Raw genomic sequence first — 18,097 nt, forward strand, 5'->3', positions numbered from 1 at the left:
TTCATGGCAGTCGTCGAGTTTGCGGACATTCACAAGGCCTTCGCCGGGCAGACCGTCATCCGGGATCTCGATCTGCATGTGGCGGAAGGGGAATGGATGGTTCTGCTCGGCCCCTCGGGCTGCGGCAAATCCACCCTGCTACGGCTTCTGGCCGGGCTGGAGGCGGTCGAACAGGGCGAGATCCGCCTGGACGGTCGGGTGGTCAATGACCTCACGCCACAGCAGCGCAACGTGGCCATGGTCTTTCAGGACTATGCCCTCTACCCCAACATGACCGTGCGTGAGAACCTGGCCTTCCCCCTCAGGATGCGTGGCATGAAGCGGGCGCGGCGCGAGGCGCGCATCCAGTCCGTGGCGCGTACCCTGGGCCTGGAGCCCCTGCTGGGGCGGCGCCCGGCCGCCCTCTCCGGCGGCCAGCGCCAGCGCGTGGCCATGGGGCGTGCCCTGGTCCGGGATCCGGCGGTATTTCTGATGGACGAACCCCTCTCGAACCTGGATGCACGACTGCGCGGACAGATCCGCAACGAGATCGCCACGCTGCGCGACCGGCTGGTCACCACCACACTCTATGTCACCCATGACCAGGTGGAGGCCATGACCCTGGGGCAGCGGGTGGCCGTCATGGCCGGGGGTATCCTGCAGCAGGTGGACACCCCGATGACCCTGTACGACCAGCCTGCCAATCTTTTCGTGGCCCGGTTTCTGGGGAGCCCGCCCATGAACTGCTTTGCGGTCCGGCTAAGGGGCGAGTCAGGACGCCGGGAATGGGAGCTGGCCGGGCAGTGGCTGCCCCTGCCGATCGATCCCCCCGAGGGGGCCACACACGCGGGACTGCGACCGGAGGCCTTCTCCGGCCCCGCGGACGCCCGCCATGCCCTGCAGGTGGTCGTGGAGGGTGTCGAGGCGCTTGGGCACGAAGTGCTGGTGTATTTCACCGACGAACAGTCTCTGGAGGGCATGCCCATGGCAGCCCGCCTGCCCGGCCAGGTCAGGGTGGCACCCGGTGACACCCTGACCCTGTTGCCGGATGCAGAACAACTGCACTGGTTCGATGCCAGCGGCCGGCGCCTGGCAACACTGACCCATCCAATCTGTGCCTTTTCATCACCGCCAGATCAGGGGTTTTCCAGCGACTCGTTCTGGAAATCGACGCACCAGGTGCACCATTGCCCGTGGAAGTAGAAAAACAACGGTCGGCCCTGCCCCTCGGCCTCCTCAAACAGTTCGGGTTCGAACTCATTCCACTCGATCTGCGAACCTTCGGGGTAGTCCTCGGCCAGCGCGGGCGAGGCCAGCAGCCAGAGTGCCCCGATAGCCAGGGCGGCCAGGGTGGGCAAACGGTGGACGGGGCGTGGGGTCGGGAGCATGATGCCTTCGGGTCTCGCGTGCGCGTATGTCTTCTTCGAATATAGACCCCGCGTATGGACCTGGGGGCCTGATCTGGCTGACCTTCATCACCCCCTGGGTGCTCTACTACGGCCCCATGCTATGGCGTCCCCGCTTTGATGGTCGGCCAGGGTAAATCACCCGGGAGGTGACTGACCTCACCAGTCCCAGCTCAGCGGCACAGATCAGGCCCGATTCTGGTCTACCTGGGCACTGGATTCAGAATCTGCCGTCTGATTCGGTGTCTCACAGTGTCCGGCAGGGCTGTCAGATACAGGTCGTAGCCGCCGCTACCGCCCCGGCGGTTGGATGAAAACAGCAGGAGTCGCCAGGGTGTCACCGTGTCCGGCCCACTCATCGACGGGCTCGATGTTCCCCGGGAGCCAATTCCCCGGTTGATCTCATGCCAATGAGCACTAGACTCGGCTAGAAGCCAACCTTGGGTCAACTTGGGGGGCGGAGGTGCTGTGGCTCGATCGACAACTCCAGCGGCAGGTACGCGAGGGTTCCTGTGTGAGCACGACCAATTGGTGAATGCTGCCGGCCTGAGTTGGGCCGAGTTGATCGGGCTACCCGGTCAAGCCGTACGCCGCGCCTCCCGGTGGGAGACGGCGTGATGGGTCGCGCGGGGGTTCCAGCTGGATGCTGCTGGTTCTGATTGCACTGATCGTGCTGATGCCCGTCGGGGCATGGCTCGGCCGACGGTCCGGTTGAACCGGTGACAATCTCCGAACGGGCGTGGAGCTGTAATCCGCGCCCGTTCGCCACACGACTCCTCCCGCTCAGGATTCCCGCCGCGCGACCTCAGTCCAACACCGCTTCCAGCAGGGTCTCGAAGGCTGGCTCGGCACGTTCGACCGCCCGTTCGAGACTCGGATGCGGCTGCAGGGTGGTCATGAACTTGGGGTGCAGCATTGATAGGCGCGTGCTGTCGTTCTCCTCGTACAGGCCGATGTGGCCGCAGGGCATCATTGCGCCAACATGCAACCCGGCATCCAGGATGTCGGACCCGAGCGGCAGATAGCAGACCTTCAAGGCGGTGATCGCACCCCCGGCCAGATCGAATTCAGCCAGAAAGATCCAGTCCTCATCGCTCTCGGCGAACTGCCGAATCGCGCTGGCAAGTGCCTCGCGGGGCTGCTCGCTCTCACGGACGATGAAATGGTCATCCGGCTCGGCCAACGCCGGACCGGAGAGGATCAGGGCACATACGATCAAGGCTGAGAGGAAAGAACGTTCGCATGGGTTCATGTCGGGTCTCCTGTTGCCGGTTCAGATCGGCCATCTCCACCTCCTGAACCGAAGATATGGACTTGCCTTGGAGATTAGCGACGAGATCTAGGACCTGCTTCAACGACCTTGCGGTGCGTGACCGGATCTTGCGGTTACGTGCCCATCGGAAACCATCTACGCTTCGGAGTTTTCGGAGGACCCGTCGTCAACCAGGTTAAACCGAGCGCGCCCATCTCGCCGGTCGATTTCCACATCCACCTCACAATATTCGGTATTTTCGTTGACCGGGGTTGGATCGTCAGCACAGGCGCAGCCGGCAACGATGCTTTGATAGAAGATCCCGATGCGCACCCTGAGGATGGCCGGCGCTTCTTTGCTGCGCAACACCATGATCTCCAACCCGCCATCAAGGCTATTACTGCCGGTACGTAAACCCTGCTGCAAGGGCAGGACACCGCTTCCCAGCCCCGAGACCTCCTCTTTCAGCACCTGAGCAAATCCCTCGCTGCCGAACGCCTTCAGCGAGCGGGAGAGGATCACATCGTTGCCCGGTATCACCATTGCTTGCCTCATCATAGGCCCGTCGAGATCCGGAGACGGCCTCGGTTGTCAGGTGCCCCCAGGGCAGCGCACATCTTTACCCACGGTGCGTACCCCAAGGCTGGATGCCTCGCCCATGCGGGGCAACCCAGGCAACCTGAGCGCCAGGGTGGCCTCCTGGCCTGTTCTACCAACAAATCACCCTCAAAAGGCCACACCGTGCTTGGCGGCAACCATGAACATCAGCATCGGCAGCGACAGAATGGCATTCACACGCGATGCAATCATCACATGCCTCTTGGCCCTGGGCAGGTCGACCGGCGTCCTTGATCGGACCACACCAAGGATCTTCTTCTGGTTCGGCCAGATCACGAACCAGACATTGAACAACAGGATGGTCCCGAGCCAGGCCCCAAGGCCCATGGTCAATCCGTAGTAAGACGATCCGGTTCCGGCCAAGCCGAGACTGAAGGCATTGATAAACTGATCGGTCCGCAGCAAGTACACTGCCCCGGAGACCGACGCCAGACAACCCAAAGGCCCAACACGATCAACAAAGGTTGAGTAAGAGGAAACAGTGGAAGCCATCATCCACTTGCATATGAAGCCCCGGATAGCCATCACATCATTGAGTGGCAGCACGGGGAGTCGAGCCTGAACAAAGGCTGGCTCGTCCGTGGCCACGGCGATGATGTCCTGATCCTCAGGATGGCGTGGGGGCTCCTGATCACGCCTCCCTTGCTGCTGGTGACCCTGCTGGCCCTGGCGGACTGGCTGAGCATCATTCGCTGACAGGCCCACCCGTTTTCCATGAGCTGACAGGCACCTGAATCATGAACATCCTTCGGAACTGGAAATCCAGAACGCCGAACTGCGCGAATCCCAGTTCTTGACCCAACGGTTGCCGGAAAACTACGCCGCCTTCTTTGGTGGCCTACCCAACTGGTACGCTCCCAGGCGACAACGGGCAGAGAGCAGGCATGGCCTGGCTACAACGATCCAGCCTGGATCGCGACGCGCCACTTTGCAGGCGATTGCCCACCGGTGAAGAACATCAGCGATCTACGTATTCCTACGCATTACTCCTTCCGGTCCTGCCCCCTAATCTAATCGCAAGCCTGGAGCAAGACCCAGGCCCCGCCAGCCCTTCATTGATTAAGGAGCACGACCATGACCCAGAAGACCGCCCCATCCCTCTCCACCGCCAGCATGGCCGGTGCCTTTGCCTTGGCCGTGGCCGGCGCCATGGCTGCGCCGAGCGCGGTGGCCTCCTCGGCCACCATGGAAAAATGCTTTGGCGTGTCACCCGCCGGGGAAAATGACTGCGCCGCCGGGCCGGGCACGTCCTGTTCAGGGACCTCCACCCAAGACTACCAGGGCAATGCCTGGACCCTGGTGCCTGCCGGCACCTGTGAAGACATTGAACTGCCGGGTGACCGACAAGGCAGCCTGGAGCCACTGGACCGGGACCTGCCGAGGCAGTCCTGACATACCGGCCCTGGCCCCATCGTGACATCGATACCGCAGGGACGCGGCATCCTGATCCGTCGCAGGAGGTTTCATGTCTGATCCGACGCCAGCCCTGACATTGACCGCCCCGGATGCCATTCCACGATCCGCCGGTGTAGGGCTCAAACCAGCACATTATCGGACGATCCTTGAACAGGGCCCCTACATGGGTTGGTTCGAGATCCACGCCGAGAATTACATGGGCGCCGGAGGGCCGCCCCATCGATATCTGACGGCCATCCGCGAGCGCTATCCCTTGTCCATCCACGGCGTGGGTCTGTCCATCGGCGGCGAGCGGGCGCTGGACCGCCAGCATCTCAGCCGCCTGGCCGATCTGATCCGTCGCTACCGTCCGGGACTGTTTTCAGAACACCTGGCCTGGTCCACTCACGCCACTGGATTCTTCAACGACCTGCTGCCCCTGCCCTACACCGACGAGACCCTGAATCGGGTCTGCCGCCACATTGATCAGGTGCAGGACGTGCTCGGACAACGCATGCTGCTGGAGAATCCTTCCACCTACCTTCACCTGGCCGACAGCACGATCAGCGAGGTGCAGTTTCTCGACGCCGTGTCGCGTCGCACCGGCTGCGGCTTGCTGCTGGACGTGAACAATGTCCAGGTGTGCGCCACCAACCATGGGTTTGAGGCCCAGGCGTATCTGGATGCGTTCCCTATGCATCGGGTGGCCGAGATCCATGTGGCCGGCCACGACCCGCAGCGGGACGATGAAGGTCGGCCGCTGCTGATCGACACCCATGACCGCCCGGCCACCTCCGGCGTGTGGCAGTTGCTGGAACACACCCTGGCCCTCACCGGCCCCTTGCCCGTGCTGATCGAGTGGGACAACGACATTCCTCCATGGTCGGCCTTGTTCGAGGAGTCCCGCAAGGCCCAGCAACTGCTGGATCGGCACATCCAGCATCCGGAGGCAGGCCATGCCCTCGCAAGCTGAATACGAGGCCGATTTCGTACAGGCCCTGCGCCAGCCACAGACACCGCCGCCCGCAGGTGTGCGCCACCCTGGATCTCAACCGCCGGCGCTGCGCTTTGGCGTCTATCGCAACAATGTCCACGTCAGCCTGGTGGAGGCCGTGACCCGACTCTATCCCGTGGTGCAGCGTCTGGTGGGAGAAGCATTCTTTCAGGCCGTTGCACGCCGCTTTGTGGGGCAAGTGCTGCCCGACAGCCCGGTGCTGATCGACTACGGGGAGACCTTTCCCGACTTTCTCGACCACTTTGAACCCGCCGCTCGCCTCCCCTATCTTGGCGATGTGGCCCGCATCGAGTGGGCCTGGCATCGTGCCTATCATGCCCAGGACCAGACGCCCCTACCCCCGCAGGCCGTGGCCCGAATACCCCCCGCGCAAGTGGGGCACCTGCGCCTTGGATTGCATCCGTCCCTGCAGGTACTGGAGTCCCCCTGGCCGGCGCTTTCCATCTGGCATACCAATCGCCACGATGCACAGGTGAGACGTATCGATCGGGACAGCGGCAGTGAGGCCACTCTTGTCTGCCGACCCGATATGGAGGTCCTGGTCTGCGCTGCTCCCCTGGGCACGGCGGCCTTGGTGCGGACCCTGAGCACGGGGGCCAACCTGGAACAGGCAGCCACCCAGGCCGTGGAACAGCCCGGTTTCAATCTGCAAACCAGCCTTGCGGTACTGCTGAGCAGCGGCGGCATCACTGCGTTTCGATTCTGACGGGACCCGGCCCATGCACATGAATACATTCTCCCCCTCCCTGACCCGACGTCACTGGCGCCGGGTGGTGTCGATCGGCGGCATGGGCCTGTTGCTGCGCAGCCTGATGCTGATCACCCTCTACTATGCGGTGGGCATGTGGGGGTTTATCTTCACCCCGGATGCCCACGGTATTCCGCTGGTATGGCCCGCCACCGGCGTAGGGCTGGCCTTCGTGTTCCTCTATGGCTATGGGATGCTGCCCGCCGTGGGCGTTGCCTCGGCCCTGATCACCTGGCAGTTCACTTCAGAGGCGGTGCCCCTGCTCGAATCGGTCGGGATCGTCGCGGCCACGGTCGCGGGTGTGGCCCTCGGAGGCCACATGCTGCGGCGCCTGACCATGAGGCCACGACTGGAACGGTTGCGGGATGTATGGCTGCTGCTGAGCGTTGGCGCCGTGGCGTCATCGGGTCTGGCCGCCCTGGCTGGGGCCTGGGGCATGGCTGTCGGCATGGATGACTTGCGTTTCAGCCAGACCTGGTGGCTGTGCTGGGTGGCAGACCTCATGGGACTGGTGCTGGTGGCTCCGGCCCTGATCACCTGGCTGGGCGCGCCCATGCGCCTGCCGGGGTCGGTGCGGCTCGCGGCCCTGGCGCTGGGCCTCGCCATTACCGGCATCACCACCCTGGTGTACTCCGGCATACTGCCTGCCATGGTGGCGATGCCACTCTCCTACGCGGTGTTCCCGCTCATCATGCTGGCGGCTGTACGCTGCCCGATTCAGATCACCTCGGGGTTGATCCTGATCACCGGTGCCGTTGCCTTGTCGGGAACCGGCTGGGGTCTGGGGCCTTTCGCTGACATGGGTCTGGGCGAGAGCCTGTTGTCCCTCAATGCCCAGTTGGCCCTGCTGGTCCTGACCGGGCTGGTGCTTAACGCCCTGAGCCATGAACGCGCGGCAGCAGAGGCCCGGGCGCGCCAGTACCTGGAGGATCTCGCCCGCGCCGGACGACTGAGCACGCTGGGCGAGTTGTCCTCCAGTCTGGCCCATGAACTCAACCAGCCGTTGTGTGCCCTCTCCAGCTATGCCCAGGCCTGCAAACGCCTGCTGGCCCGAGGCAAAATGGAAGACCTTCAGGAGGCACTGGGTCAACTCGACGCCGGCGCCCATCGGGCAGCCGAAACGGTGCGCCAGATGCGGGCCTTTGCAGCCGGCCAGACCCCCGAGCAACAACCGGTGTCGCCCCGTGATCTGGTGTATCCGGTACTGGAACTGCTGCGACCGGAGCTGAATCGACGCCACATCCGACTGGAAGTGGACCTTCCCGACACGCTGCCCAGGGTCTCCGTGGTCCCCCTGCAGGTGGAGCAGATCCTGATCAATCTGCTGCGTAATGCCATGGATGCCGTCCACGGCCTGAGAGCGGCGCGCATTGATCTTCAGGTGGCTTCCACCCGCGAGGGCGTGACCATGACCGTCACCGACACCGGACCGGGCATTCCACCGGAGCGGCTGGCCCGGCTCTTCGATCCCTTTGCCACCTGGAAGGAAGGAGGATTGGGCTTGGGTCTCTCCATCAGCCGATCCCTGGTCGAGGCCCACGGTGGTCGGTTGATCGCGCGCAACCGGCCCGAAGGCGGGGCCGAATTCCATTTCACGCTCCCATTGGAGACTCACCATGCCAACCCATAAACCCCATATTCATCTCGTGGATGACGATCCGGATGTGCGCGCCGGGGTGAGCCTGCTGCTCAAGAGCGAGGACTTTCTTGTCCGCGCCTTTGCCGATGCCCAGGCGGTGCTCGACTTCGTGACACCTCGAACGCCCGGTTGCCTGATCCTGGATGTGCGCCTGCCGGACATGGATGGACTCACCTTGCAGCGCCGGCTCAAGGAACAGGACATCCACATGCCGATCGTATTCATCACCGGCCATGGAGACATCCCCATGGCGGTGCGGGCGCTGAGTGAGGGAGCACTGGATTTCCTCGAAAAACCCTTCAGCGATCAGGCATTGATCGAAGGGGTACGACACGCCCTCGAAAGGGATGCCGAGCAACGCGCGGGTGCCCAGGAGGTGGCGCACCTGCAGGCGCGGCTCGACTCGCTGACCCCTCGGGAACGCGACGTGCTGGAAGGACTGCTGGATGGCCAACCCAACAAGCTCATCGCCCGCGACCTGGACGTGAGCGTACGCACCGTGGAGATCCATCGCAGCAATCTCATGCAGAAGATGGGGGCCAAGAGTGCTTCTCACCTGGCTCGATTGGCCCTGGCCTGCAGCGAATATCAGCATCGCCTGCTGCCGACGCTACCCATCGATGAAAAGTCCGTGTCCTGAGCCGATCAAGACCGCTGATAGGCGGCCTCTACCAGAGGAGCGTGTCCATGAACACATCTGTCCCACATCGGGGCCAGGGAGCCGGCCATACGCTGGTGCGTCTTGTCGACGCTATCGCGCGGGGGTTCCAGTATCTGCCCGCTTCACTACCGGCCCTCCTGTTGCGGATCGCCGTGGCCATCCCCTTCTGGCGATCCGGGCTCACCAAGTGGGATGGCCTGCAGCTCTCTCCGGGGGCGCTTTGGCTGTTCGAGCACGAATTCCAGTTGCACCTGTTCGGTGAGACCTACCCCATGCCCCTTCCTGTTCTCAGCGCCTACCTGGCGGCCATCGGCGAGATCCTCTTGCCGATCCTCTTGGTACTGGGGCTGGGCACCCGTTTTGCGGCCCTGGGGCTGTTATTGATGACCGTGGTCATCCAGCTGACCATTCCAGATGCGTGGGCCACGCACCATTTACCCTGGGCCGCCATGCTGCTGGCCATCATGACCTGGGGGCCGGGAAGGGCCTCCCTCGATCATGCCCTGGCGCGGTGGTACCGCCGCCCATGACAGGCAACCACGGGCACTACGTGACATTACGTAACGCAGTGCCCGCTCCCCTCGACCAGACAAGGGGGCAACACCCCATGTGTATGACCGGAGGCCAACTGCCATGAACCAAGAACGTTTCCCCCTGCACGATGACGCGCAAGTACCCGAACCCGCACGTGAAATGAGCATGAGCAAGTTCGGGATGATCCCCAACCTGATTCGCTCCATGTCCACTTCACCCCAATTGGCGGAGGCCTATCTCACCCTGAACAACCTGTTCGAACAGACCAGCCTGACGGCGATCGACCGTCACGTGGTCCTGCTCAGCATCAGTACACGCCACCAATGCCACTATTGCGTTGCGGCCCACAGCATTACCGCGGACATGGCGGAAGTGCCGGCAGAGATCACCGATGCCTTGAGGGCACGACAGGCCCTCGATGATCCACGCCTGGAGGCGCTGCGCCAGTTCACCCTGGCCGTGGTGGAACAGCGTGGCTGGGTTTCTGACGAACAGGTGGAGGACTTCCTGGAGACCGGCTTCACCCACCAGCAGGTGCTGGAGGTCATCCTGGGGGTAGGACTGAAGACCCTGAGCAACTACACCAACCATGTCACGGCAACCACGCTGGATGCCCCTTTTGCTGGTCGCCGCTGGGAACCATCGGTATCGGGTTGACCGACGAGCCTAAGGATCAGGGCCCTGGCACAGAGTCACCATCACGGTGCCTGGCGTCAGACTGGGGCTTTGATGGCGTCCCTTCCAGGGGCGCCCCTGCGGGCAACACCAGCCGAAAGGTGGTGCCGCCCGGACCCGTGTTCAGGAGCAAGAGATCGCCCGCATGATTACGGGCCAGCTCCCAGGCGATGGCCAGGCCCAGCCCTGCCCCACCGTGCGTTCTTGAAGCGGACTTTTCCGAGAATAAGCGGGCACGTACATCCTCCGGGAGACCCGGGCCATCATCCGACAGGTCGATCCGCAAGACATCGGCTTCACGACTGGCGATCACCTGGAGGCGTGTGGCACCTGCGGCCAGCGCATTCCGGACCAGGTTCAGCAGAATGCGGTAAATCTGATCGAAATCCGCGTCCACCTCCGCATCCTCTGCTTGCGAGGTGTCCAGGGAGGCACGGGCCACTTCTTCGGGGCCGATGGCCGCCCGGATCTCTTCAAGCACATCCCCCAGCAAGAACCGCTCCCGCCGCGGTTGCTGCTCTTCGGCATTGCCCAGCTCCAGGGTTTGCTGACACATGTTCACGGCACGGTCCACCGACCGCGTGATCAGCTCCGCGCTACGCCTGACCATGGGGTCTTCGTGACGGCAGAGCCGATCGCCCATCAGGCGGGAGGCCACCATGGTATTGCGCAGATCGTGGGTGAGCTTGCGGATGGAACGGCCCAACTCCGCCAACAGTTCCTCGCGTCGATCACGCACCACGGTCAGAATATAGACGTGCCCCCCGATGCACACTTCGGTTGCCCGCACCTGCGCAGGCACCAGGGAGCCATCCCGGGTGCGACAGGAAAGGTCGTCGGCCACCCAACGGCCATGCTCATGAACGGACACCACGAAGGCATCCAGCCGCGGGATCTCGTGGGGGTGTATGTCCGTGGGAGTCAGCTGGGTGAACTCCTCAGCGGAATAACCCAGAAAACGACAGGCCGCCGCATTGGCACCAACGAAACGCTCTTGAGCCGGGTCGATCAGGAATGCCGGGTCGTAGAGCTCCTCGAACAACTGGGCGATGCCCTGCTCGCTGTTTGCGATGCATTCGGCAAGGATCATAAGAGAGTCCCAGACCGCGTCTTTATCCAGCCTTTAGTTGACTGGCCCTCGATCCGCTGCGACCAAGATTTAACTAATGCCATGATAGGGCCGGATGTGAAGCCCGAAGGCCGAGATTGTGGTTATCCCTGATAGCCAAGCCACGTCGGCAGTGCCATCCTTGGGCCACGTGTCGGATCTTCTCCAAGTCGCGCAGCAGGCGCAATGCAAAGGCCGAAACCCATGACAGACCATGACGTCGATAGTGAAGCAAGCCACAGCGCCCTGCAACAGGTGGCTGCGGATTTTGCGGGTACCGTTCCCAATCTCTACCGCACGCTCGACCGTCATCCGCTATCGCTTGAGGCCTTTGTGCAACTGGAGCATCTGCTTGAACGCCACGGCAGACTCCCGCCGGATGAGCAGGCCCTGGTGGTTCTTGAAGTGGCTGTCTACAACGCGTGCATCTACTGCCAGGGCGTTTTCTCCAAGGAGGCCGCTCGGGCTGGCGTCGACAACCAAACCATCGCCGAAGTCGTGGCCGGGCGGCTGCCAGGTCAGCTTCGCTACCGATACCTCCTGGAGGCCACTCGCCGGATCATGGAACTTCGCGGGTGTCTGGGTCGGGCGGAAGTGGGGCTCTTCGAGGAACGGGGCGTGTCCCATGAGGACCTGCTGGAGATCATTACCATCATCTCCACATTCACCCTGGCCACCTATGCCAACAACCTGCTTCACACCCGGGTTGATCCCGAATACCGCTAACTCTCATGCATCACGGTGGTGAGTCACCCTTGATGATGAAAGATGTATCGAGCCCCTCTCCCCCGCGGGGAGAGGGGTTGGGGTGAGGGGCAAGGACTGGCACAGTGCCCACCGCCCCCCCTCATCCCCGGCCCTTCTCCCCCTTGGGGGAGAAGGGAGTCCTGTAGCTGAACCTCGGTTCTTTCACGTTAAATCCGCTCCACCACCCCTTCGGTGCCGGTGCCAGTGCGGGTGCGGGTGAGACATTGCCGGGGCAGGAAGTGGTCCACGTCCGCCTCCTCCATATAGAGGGCAAACTCCGGCGGCAAGGGCTGTTGGAGCAGTGCGCCATAGGGCATGTACGGGAAGATCTCGTCATAGCGCCTGATGGCATGCTGATCAATCCGCCGGTGTATGTGCGTCCGGTTCAACTCCAGGGTGTGACAAAGGCCGGCAGAGGCGATCAGTTCAGCGGTCGCCCGCAGGGTCCTGGCATGGTAGGAGGCGACCCTATCCCCCTTGTCACTCACCACCAGACCTCGTTGCAATCGGGGATTTTGCGTGGCAACACCCGTTGGGCAGTGGTTGCTGTTGCATACCAGTGATTGCACGCACCCCAAGGCCAGCATCATGCCCCGGGCGCTGTTGCACAGATCGGCGCCCAGCGCCAGATTCTTGACCAGGTGGAATCCCGTCAGAATCTTTCCCGAGGCAATCACGGTGACCGAGGATCTGAGTCCAAAACCGGTCAGGCAGTCATCAACGAACGCCAGGGCATCGCGCAGTGGCATACCCACCGAGTTGGTGTATTCCAGGGGCGCCGCGCCCGTACCGCCCTCCCCGCCATCCACCGTGATGAAATCCGGAGTGGTACCCGATTCCAACATGGCCTTGCACAGGGCGACAAATTCGCTGCGCCGGCCGATGCACAGTTTGAAACCCACGGGCTTGCCCCCGGAGAGTTCCCGCAGGCGTGCAATGAAGGCCATCAGACCCAGGGGGGAATCGAAGGCGCTATGGGTGGGTGGAGACTCCACCTCCACGCCCACTGGAACATCGCGGATAGCAGCAATCTCCGGGGTATTCTTGGCGGCGGGAAGGATACCCCCATGGCCGGGCTTGGCCCCCTGGGAGAGCTTGATCTCGATCATCCTGACCGATTCCCTGGCTGCATTCGCCCTGAATGTATCGGGACAGAATCGACCCGCGTGATCCCGGCAACCGAAGTAGCCGGTACCGATCTGCCAGATCAGATCGCCCCCCTCCCGCATGTGATAGGGGCTGATACCCCCCTCCCCCGTATTATGGGCAAAGCCGCCCTTGCAAGCCCCGCGATTGAGCGCCAGAACGGCATTCGGACTCAAGGCACCATAGCTCATGGCGGAAATATTCAGGATGCTGGCCCTGTAGGGCTGACGACAGTCGGGCCCTCCCACCTTGACACGCAGCGGTTCGACCTTACCCACGGGAATGGCCGCCAGGGAATGGCCGATCCACTCGTAGCCGCTGCGATAGACATCGACCCGTGTGCCAAAGGGCACACTGTCCATCTCCTCCTTGGCCCGCTGATAGACAATGCTGCGAAACATCCGGTTGATGGGGGCACCATCAATGTCCGACTCGATGAAATACTGCCGCACGAAAGGCCGTATCGCCTCCATCATCCAACGGCCTCTGGCAAACAAGGGGAAATTGCGGCGCAGGGAGTGCCGGGTTTGAAAACGGTCGCGTAGGGCCATCAAGGCCAGCACGAACACCGCTGCGGTCGCCAGGATGGCAGGCGGCCAAAACCAAAATGAGGACGCAATAGCCAGCGCCACAATGCCGGTCAGGATCAATACAACGATGGGCATGGCAAATCTCCAGGTCCTGTCCAGGTCGATCATGGAAACGACCTACAGCGACAGAGTAGGCCACCACCCGCCGCCTACCCATGCGTAGGAATACTTAACCAAGGCCGCGCCAACGCCAACCGCTAGGCAAAAACCCCTAGGTAAAACAACCTATTACCGACCCCACAATGGAGCCCTAGGCTCTTGTTGAGCCTGGGGTTCGGCACCTTTCTCCCCGGCTCCGGCATTCCTAAGACCGCTGACTCCGGGAGTGAAAACCATGAAGCACCCAAACAAGCCTTGCACCACCCGCCCTACCCGGCTCATGGCCTGCATCGCCGCCGGCCTGCTGGCAGGCGGGTCCACCGTGGCCTGGTCCCAGACCGAAATCGACTTTGGCGGCTACGTGAAGATGGATGCCATGTTCACGGATCGCACCAACGACGCCGCCGACGATGCCAGTGAAACCTTTCTGGTCCCCGCGCTGATCCCCCTGGACGGGCAGGAAGACACCCGAAACGTGACTCGCTATAGCGTCCGTGAGTCCCGGTTCTACCTGCGAACCCGCACACCCACCGACGGGGACGATCTGATCACCCATATCGAACTGGATTTCATGGACAGTCGCGAACTGAACCGCAATCGGCTGGTGGGTAATCAGGCGCCACGACTGCGCCATGCCTTCGTCAGCCTCGGCCCCTGGACCGCGGGCCAGACCTGGGGCACCTTCTACAACGTCACCACCAAGCCCGAGACGCTGGACTTCGTGGGCCCGGTGGGCACTCTGTTCAACCGGAATATCCAGATCCGCTACACACGCCCCATGGGCGAATCCGACAACCTGATGCTATCCCTGGAGCAGCCCTTCACCACGCTGACCGTGGAAGACAGTGGCACCAACGTGCGCAGTGGCCGGGATGATCGCTGGCCGGACATCGTCGCCCGGTACAACGTGCATCGTGATTGGGGACATGGCTCAGTGGCAGGCATCGTGCGCAACCTGCGGGCCGAACGCAGCACCTCCGACGACATCGACCCGGACATCGATGACGACGTGTGGGGAGCGGCCTTGAGTCTGACAGGCCTGGTCAAGATCGGCGCCAGCGATGATCTCAGGTTTCAGCTCAATTACGGCAATGCCATTGGTCGCTACCTGGGGCTGAACGTGTTCCCCGATGCCTTCATCGAGGCGGACGGTACGCTTGATACCCTGGAGGCCTATGGAGGCTACGTGGCCTATCGCCACTGGTGGAACCAGAACACGCGCAGCAATGCGGTCGTCAGCTATGCTGCGGCCGACAACCCCGGAGATGCCTACGCGGGGGTCAACCAGGAGGTTCAATCCGTGCACCTGAACCTGCTTCACGACGTGATGGACAACGTGATGGTCGGACTGGAATACATCTGGGCCGAGCGCTCCATCGAGGGGCGCATCAACGGTCAAGGAAGTGGTGACATCAACCGGGTGCAGGGGTCCGTGCGGGTGAGCTTCTGAACCCATGCATGCCCACGATTGCGGTGATCCGATCGCCACATGGCCCGTTTGTCCACGCCATGGGCGGGCGATCGGATCACTCATCGCCCGGAGGATCCCTGCCAATAGTCGGGTACTTCCTCCCGATACCGTCGCAGAAGAAGATTGGCCACCAGCGCCGTCCATCCGGTCTGGTGCTGAGCCCCCAGCCCCCGGCCGGTCTCGGCGTGAAAGTATTCGTGAAACAGCATCATGTCCTGCCAGTGGGGGTCATTCTGCAACGGCGAATCCGGGGGGAATGCCGGGATCAGGCCCCGAGCATCCCGCCGGAAGAGATTCACCAGGCGCTGGGCGATGACTTCCCCTGCCTGGCGCAGGGTGACGGGCTCACCATCCAGACAAGGGGCCGGCAGGGTCAGGCTTGCACCGGCATAGCGGTGGTATTTCTCCAGGGTCTGCACCAACAGATAATTCAGTGGTAACCAGATAGGTCCACGCCAGTTGGAGTTGCCGCCGAACATGCCGCTGTCGGCCTCGCCTGGTTGATAGGCGATGTGCGCGTGTCCAATACCCGGCAGGTTACCCAGATCCTGATGCGTGGCGTGTTCGCGGGAGAGGCTGCGCACGCCAAACCGGGACAGCAACTGTCCCTCGTCCAAGACCCGCTGCAGGATACGTGTCACCTGTTCGGGCGAGGCCAGGGCCAGCAGATGTTCACCCCGTTCGTTTTCGTGTTCCGGACAGGCACACACCACATGACCATCGAAACCCCCGCCACCGTGCTCGGCCAGCAACCGGGCGAAGCGGGGCGCCGACCGCAGCAGACGCTGATCCACCACTTCACAGGCAAACAGCGGCACAATGCCTACCCAGGAGTAAACGTCCACATGCGCCGACTGGCCATCGGGTGCCAACACCAAGTCCTTGTAAAACCCGTCAGCCTCGTCCCAGAGCGAGGGTGCTCCGTCGCGACCACCGGACAAGGCCGCGGCAATGTTCAAGAACTGCGTATAGCACTGGATGGCAATGTCCTCGCAATCGGAATCCTCCGTCGTCAGTTCCAGGGCCATCAGGGTGAGGTTGAGGGCGAACATGGCCATCCAGCCAGTGGCATCGGCCTGCTTGAGCACATGCCCCGGCGGCAATGGCTCGGACCGATTGAACACGGAGATGTTGTCCAGCCCGAGAAAACCGCCCTCGTACAGGTGATGTCCGTCGGGATCCTTGCGGTTCATCCACCAGGCAAAGTGCAGCAACAACTTGTGGAGCACGCGCTTGAGAAAACGGTGATCCTGGCACCCGGACTGCACCCGCTCAGCCCGAAAAACCTTCAGGGCGGCCATGGCGTGGACCGGTGGATTGGCATCACCGAAATCCCACTCGTAGGCAGGGATCAGTCCATGGGGGTGCAATAATTGCTCCCCCAGCAACAGCTCCAGCTGCTGCTTGGCCACACCCACGTCCACCAGCGCCAGGCTGGCGCTGTGAAAGGCCAGGTCCCAGGCCGCAAACCAGGGGTACTCCCACTTGTCCGGCATGGAAATGACCGCCTGCACCTTGAGGTGGCGCCAATGGGCATTGCGGACCTTCCCGCGCTCCGGCGGCGGGGGATGCTGGTCGCCATCGAGCCATCGGGCCACGTCAAGGGAATAGAACTGCTTGTTCCAGAGCAGCCCCGACAATGCCTGGCGCAGGATGCGTCGATCCTGCTGATCGGCGTTGGGCAGCAGACCGTCGAAAAACCTGTCCGTCTCCTGGCGACGGTGACGGCGCACAGACTCCCAATCAGCAAAAGGCGCCTCCACAGAGACCTCGCTGAGCACCATGTGGACGCACACACTCTCACCCGCCTCGATGGTCAGCCGGTGACAGGCCATGAAAGAGGTGCCGACCCGTTCAGGATTCACGGCTTTTGCCTCGCCCGCGATGAGATAACGATGAAACGCATCCTTCACGAAGGGCTGAGGATTGGGCTCGCCCCAAAGTCGCTCGAAATTGGTCTCATTTTCGGTGAACAGGCTGTCGGCTGCCTCCTGTCCCCGAAGCAGGTAAGTGCCCAACGTGGCGTGCTCGGCGCGAACCGCCCAGGCGGCCCCCTCCAAGGGCTCAACAGCGCGCAGCCGGGGTCGTTGGGTACCGTCGCCCCAACTCCAGGTGTTGCGAAACCACAGGCGCGGCAACAGATACAAGGTCTCCCGCACCGGCCCCCGGTTGTGCACCTCAAGGCAGATGAGGATCTGCCTGGGACCGGCCTTGGCGTAGGTGATCTCCAGATCCCAGTAACGATCCTGATCAAATGCGCCACTCTCCAGTAGATCGACCGGTGTGTCACGACGACCTCGGCGCGCGTTCTCCGCCTTGAGCCAGTCGTAGGGAAACGCGGCATGAGGATACTTGTAACGGTAGGCGAGCCAGCGATGGCCAGGTCCGGCATCCAGGTGGAAGTAGTATTCCTTGACGTCTTCACCATGGCTGCCCTCCGGTCCGCTGAACCCGAACAGGCGTTCTTTCAGGATCGGATCCCGACCGTTCCATAGGGCCGGCGCGAAGATCAGACGTTGTTGTTCATCGCACAGCCCGCCGATGCCGTCCTCGCCCCAGCGAAAGGCCCGCATCATCGCATCGCCATGGCCGAAGTAGTCCCAGGCTTCGCCGTCCGCACTGTAATCCTCCCGCACGGTTCCCCAGGCCCGTTCCGACAGATAAGGTCCCCAGAGACGCCAGTGAAGTGGACCCCATCTGCTGGACCACCTGACAGGGGGTTTAAGCTCTAACCGGGTTGTATCTCTCAGGCGTCAGGCCGCCCGAGTCAGAGGTTGGTTGAAGTAGACCTCATCCGGTGTTGCATCGTCCAGCCCTTGGTGGGGCCGCTCTGCGTTGTACCAGGCGAAGTACTGCTTCAGGTCCTGGCGTAAGTGGGCTCCATTTTCAAAGGCCTTCAGGTAGACGCACTCGTACTTCACGCTGCGCCAGAGCCGCTCCACGAAGATGTTGTCCTGGTAACAGCCCTTGCCGTCCATGCTGATCTGGATTTTATGGTCTTCGAGCACCTGGGT

General features: G+C 62.6%; 17 protein-coding genes and 1 pseudogene. 10 read left to right on the forward strand and 8 right to left on the reverse strand.

Translation table 11 applies throughout. The features are described from left to right. Nucleotides 1-3: 3 nt before the first annotated feature. Entirely contained in the window at nucleotides 4-1,182 is a 1,179-nt protein-coding gene (locus ECTHA_RS16810; protein ID WP_025280525.1) for an ABC transporter ATP-binding protein, read from the forward strand. On the opposite strand, the pseudogene ECTHA_RS0102520 reads toward ECTHA_RS16810, so the two are convergent. The 4 genes and pseudogenes from ECTHA_RS0102520 to ECTHA_RS16820 all read right to left on the reverse strand — a co-directional run. Beyond that, nucleotides 1,119-1,367, reverse strand: a pseudogene (locus tag ECTHA_RS0102520) (hypothetical protein); the annotation flags it as partial. The gene ECTHA_RS16810 and the pseudogene ECTHA_RS0102520 overlap by 64 nt on opposite strands. Before the next feature lie 823 nt (nucleotides 1,368-2,190). Then, the gene (locus ECTHA_RS0102525) at nucleotides 2,191-2,637 is read right to left on the reverse strand and encodes a DUF302 domain-containing protein (protein ID WP_025280527.1); all 447 of its coding nucleotides are present in this window, start codon (nucleotides 2,635-2,637) and stop codon (nucleotides 2,191-2,193) included. 156 nt (nucleotides 2,638-2,793) lie between these two features. Next, nucleotides 2,794-3,180 carry a hypothetical protein gene (locus ECTHA_RS0102535; RefSeq protein WP_029762210.1) on the reverse strand — a complete coding sequence of 129 codons (387 nt, stop codon included), beginning with the start codon at nucleotides 3,178-3,180 and terminating at the stop codon, nucleotides 2,794-2,796. A gap of 183 nt (nucleotides 3,181-3,363) precedes the next feature. Then, nucleotides 3,364-3,843, reverse strand: a complete 480-nt coding sequence (locus ECTHA_RS16820; RefSeq protein ID WP_025280529.1) for a urate hydroxylase PuuD — start codon at nucleotides 3,841-3,843, stop codon at nucleotides 3,364-3,366. A gap of 486 nt (nucleotides 3,844-4,329) precedes the next feature. Here ECTHA_RS16820 and ECTHA_RS0102550 point away from each other — a divergent pair, with 486 nt between their 5' ends. From ECTHA_RS0102550 to ECTHA_RS0102580, 7 genes are all read left to right on the forward strand, one after another. After that, nucleotides 4,330-4,647, forward strand: coding sequence for a BufA1 family periplasmic bufferin-type metallophore (locus ECTHA_RS0102550; protein WP_025280530.1), 318 nt, complete (start codon nucleotides 4,330-4,332; stop codon nucleotides 4,645-4,647). 73 nt (nucleotides 4,648-4,720) lie between these two features. Continuing rightward, nucleotides 4,721-5,623 carry an MNIO family bufferin maturase gene (gene bufB / locus ECTHA_RS0102555; protein WP_025280531.1) on the forward strand — a complete coding sequence of 301 codons (903 nt, stop codon included), beginning with the start codon at nucleotides 4,721-4,723 and terminating at the stop codon, nucleotides 5,621-5,623. Beyond that, entirely contained in the window at nucleotides 5,607-6,371 is a 765-nt protein-coding gene (locus tag ECTHA_RS0102560; RefSeq protein WP_025280532.1) for an HvfC/BufC N-terminal domain-containing protein, read from the forward strand. Before bufB ends, ECTHA_RS0102560 begins: the two co-directional genes overlap by 17 nt. A 19-nt stretch (nucleotides 6,372-6,390) precedes the next feature. After that, a complete protein-coding gene (locus ECTHA_RS0102565) occupies nucleotides 6,391-8,043 on the forward strand; it encodes an ATP-binding protein (protein ID WP_026623480.1) in 1,653 nt (550 codons plus the stop codon). Continuing rightward, nucleotides 8,030-8,692 carry a response regulator transcription factor gene (locus ECTHA_RS0102570; RefSeq protein ID WP_025280534.1) on the forward strand — a complete coding sequence of 221 codons (663 nt, stop codon included), beginning with the start codon at nucleotides 8,030-8,032 and terminating at the stop codon, nucleotides 8,690-8,692. Before ECTHA_RS0102565 ends, ECTHA_RS0102570 begins: the two co-directional genes overlap by 14 nt. Nucleotides 8,693-8,739: 47 nt before the next feature. Continuing rightward, nucleotides 8,740-9,243 carry a DoxX family protein gene (locus ECTHA_RS0102575; RefSeq protein WP_025280535.1) on the forward strand — a complete coding sequence of 168 codons (504 nt, stop codon included), beginning with the start codon at nucleotides 8,740-8,742 and terminating at the stop codon, nucleotides 9,241-9,243. Between the two features lie 103 nt (nucleotides 9,244-9,346). Further along, the gene (locus ECTHA_RS0102580) at nucleotides 9,347-9,904 is read left to right on the forward strand and encodes a carboxymuconolactone decarboxylase family protein (RefSeq protein WP_025280536.1); all 558 of its coding nucleotides are present in this window, start codon (nucleotides 9,347-9,349) and stop codon (nucleotides 9,902-9,904) included. A gap of 16 nt (nucleotides 9,905-9,920) precedes the next feature. Here the strand turns inward: ECTHA_RS0102580 and ECTHA_RS16825 are convergent, their stop codons facing one another. After that, nucleotides 9,921-11,012, reverse strand: coding sequence for an ATP-binding protein (locus tag ECTHA_RS16825; RefSeq protein WP_025280537.1), 1,092 nt, complete (start codon nucleotides 11,010-11,012; stop codon nucleotides 9,921-9,923). 222 nt (nucleotides 11,013-11,234) lie between these two features. Here ECTHA_RS16825 and ECTHA_RS0102590 point away from each other — a divergent pair, with 222 nt between their 5' ends. Then, entirely contained in the window at nucleotides 11,235-11,756 is a 522-nt protein-coding gene (locus ECTHA_RS0102590; protein ID WP_051582550.1) for a carboxymuconolactone decarboxylase family protein, read from the forward strand. Between the two features lie 188 nt (nucleotides 11,757-11,944). Here ECTHA_RS0102590 and ECTHA_RS16830 read toward each other — a convergent pair whose 3' ends face one another. Then, the gene (locus ECTHA_RS16830; RefSeq protein WP_025282628.1) at nucleotides 11,945-13,588 is read right to left on the reverse strand and encodes an FMN-binding glutamate synthase family protein; all 1,644 of its coding nucleotides are present in this window, start codon (nucleotides 13,586-13,588) and stop codon (nucleotides 11,945-11,947) included. A 259-nt stretch (nucleotides 13,589-13,847) separates the two neighbouring features. Here ECTHA_RS16830 and ECTHA_RS0102600 point away from each other — a divergent pair, with 259 nt between their 5' ends. Next, nucleotides 13,848-15,062, forward strand: a complete 1,215-nt coding sequence (locus ECTHA_RS0102600) for a DcaP family trimeric outer membrane transporter (protein ID WP_025282629.1) — start codon at nucleotides 13,848-13,850, stop codon at nucleotides 15,060-15,062. 80 nt (nucleotides 15,063-15,142) lie between these two features. On the opposite strand, the gene ECTHA_RS16835 is transcribed toward ECTHA_RS0102600, so the two are convergent. Then, nucleotides 15,143-17,719, reverse strand: coding sequence for an MGH1-like glycoside hydrolase domain-containing protein (locus tag ECTHA_RS16835; RefSeq protein ID WP_025282630.1), 2,577 nt, complete (start codon nucleotides 17,717-17,719; stop codon nucleotides 15,143-15,145). Nucleotides 17,720-17,836: 117 nt separating this feature from the next. After that, on the reverse strand, nucleotides 17,837-18,097 hold a 261-nt coding region (locus ECTHA_RS20000), incomplete at its 5' end, for an integrase core domain-containing protein (protein WP_035369062.1).

Origin of the sequence: Ectothiorhodospira haloalkaliphila ATCC 51935 (assembly GCF_000633935.1) — a bacterium.
Lineage (GTDB): Bacteria > Pseudomonadota > Gammaproteobacteria > Ectothiorhodospirales > Ectothiorhodospiraceae > Ectothiorhodospira > Ectothiorhodospira haloalkaliphila.

Bases quoted from the DNA above. Each gene is read 5' to 3' on its own strand.
- ECTHA_RS0102600 (WP_025282629.1), top strand. From the start codon at position 13,848: ATGAAGCACCCAAACAAGCCTTGCACCACCCGCCCTACCCGGCTCATG.
- ECTHA_RS0102550 (WP_025280530.1), top strand. From the start codon at position 4,330: ATGACCCAGAAGACCGCCCCATCCCTCTCCACCGCCAGCATGGCCGGT.
- ECTHA_RS16810 (WP_025280525.1), top strand. From the start codon at position 4: ATGGCAGTCGTCGAGTTTGCGGACATTCACAAGGCCTTCGCCGGGCAG.
- ECTHA_RS0102570 (WP_025280534.1), top strand. From the start codon at position 8,030: ATGCCAACCCATAAACCCCATATTCATCTCGTGGATGACGATCCGGAT.
- ECTHA_RS0102575 (WP_025280535.1), top strand. From the start codon at position 8,740: ATGAACACATCTGTCCCACATCGGGGCCAGGGAGCCGGCCATACGCTG.
- ECTHA_RS0102525 (WP_025280527.1), bottom strand. From the start codon at position 2,637: ATGAACCCATGCGAACGTTCTTTCCTCTCAGCCTTGATCGTATGTGCC.
- ECTHA_RS0102565 (WP_026623480.1), top strand. From the start codon at position 6,391: ATGAATACATTCTCCCCCTCCCTGACCCGACGTCACTGGCGCCGGGTG.
- bufB (WP_025280531.1), top strand. From the start codon at position 4,721: ATGTCTGATCCGACGCCAGCCCTGACATTGACCGCCCCGGATGCCATT.
- ECTHA_RS0102560 (WP_025280532.1), top strand. From the start codon at position 5,607: ATGCCCTCGCAAGCTGAATACGAGGCCGATTTCGTACAGGCCCTGCGC.
- ECTHA_RS16830 (WP_025282628.1), bottom strand. From the start codon at position 13,588: ATGCCCATCGTTGTATTGATCCTGACCGGCATTGTGGCGCTGGCTATT.
- ECTHA_RS0102580 (WP_025280536.1), top strand. From the start codon at position 9,347: ATGAACCAAGAACGTTTCCCCCTGCACGATGACGCGCAAGTACCCGAA.
- ECTHA_RS16825 (WP_025280537.1), bottom strand. From the start codon at position 11,012: ATGATCCTTGCCGAATGCATCGCAAACAGCGAGCAGGGCATCGCCCAG.
- ECTHA_RS0102590 (WP_051582550.1), top strand. From the start codon at position 11,235: ATGACAGACCATGACGTCGATAGTGAAGCAAGCCACAGCGCCCTGCAA.
- ECTHA_RS0102535 (WP_029762210.1), bottom strand. From the start codon at position 3,180: ATGGTGATACCGGGCAACGATGTGATCCTCTCCCGCTCGCTGAAGGCG.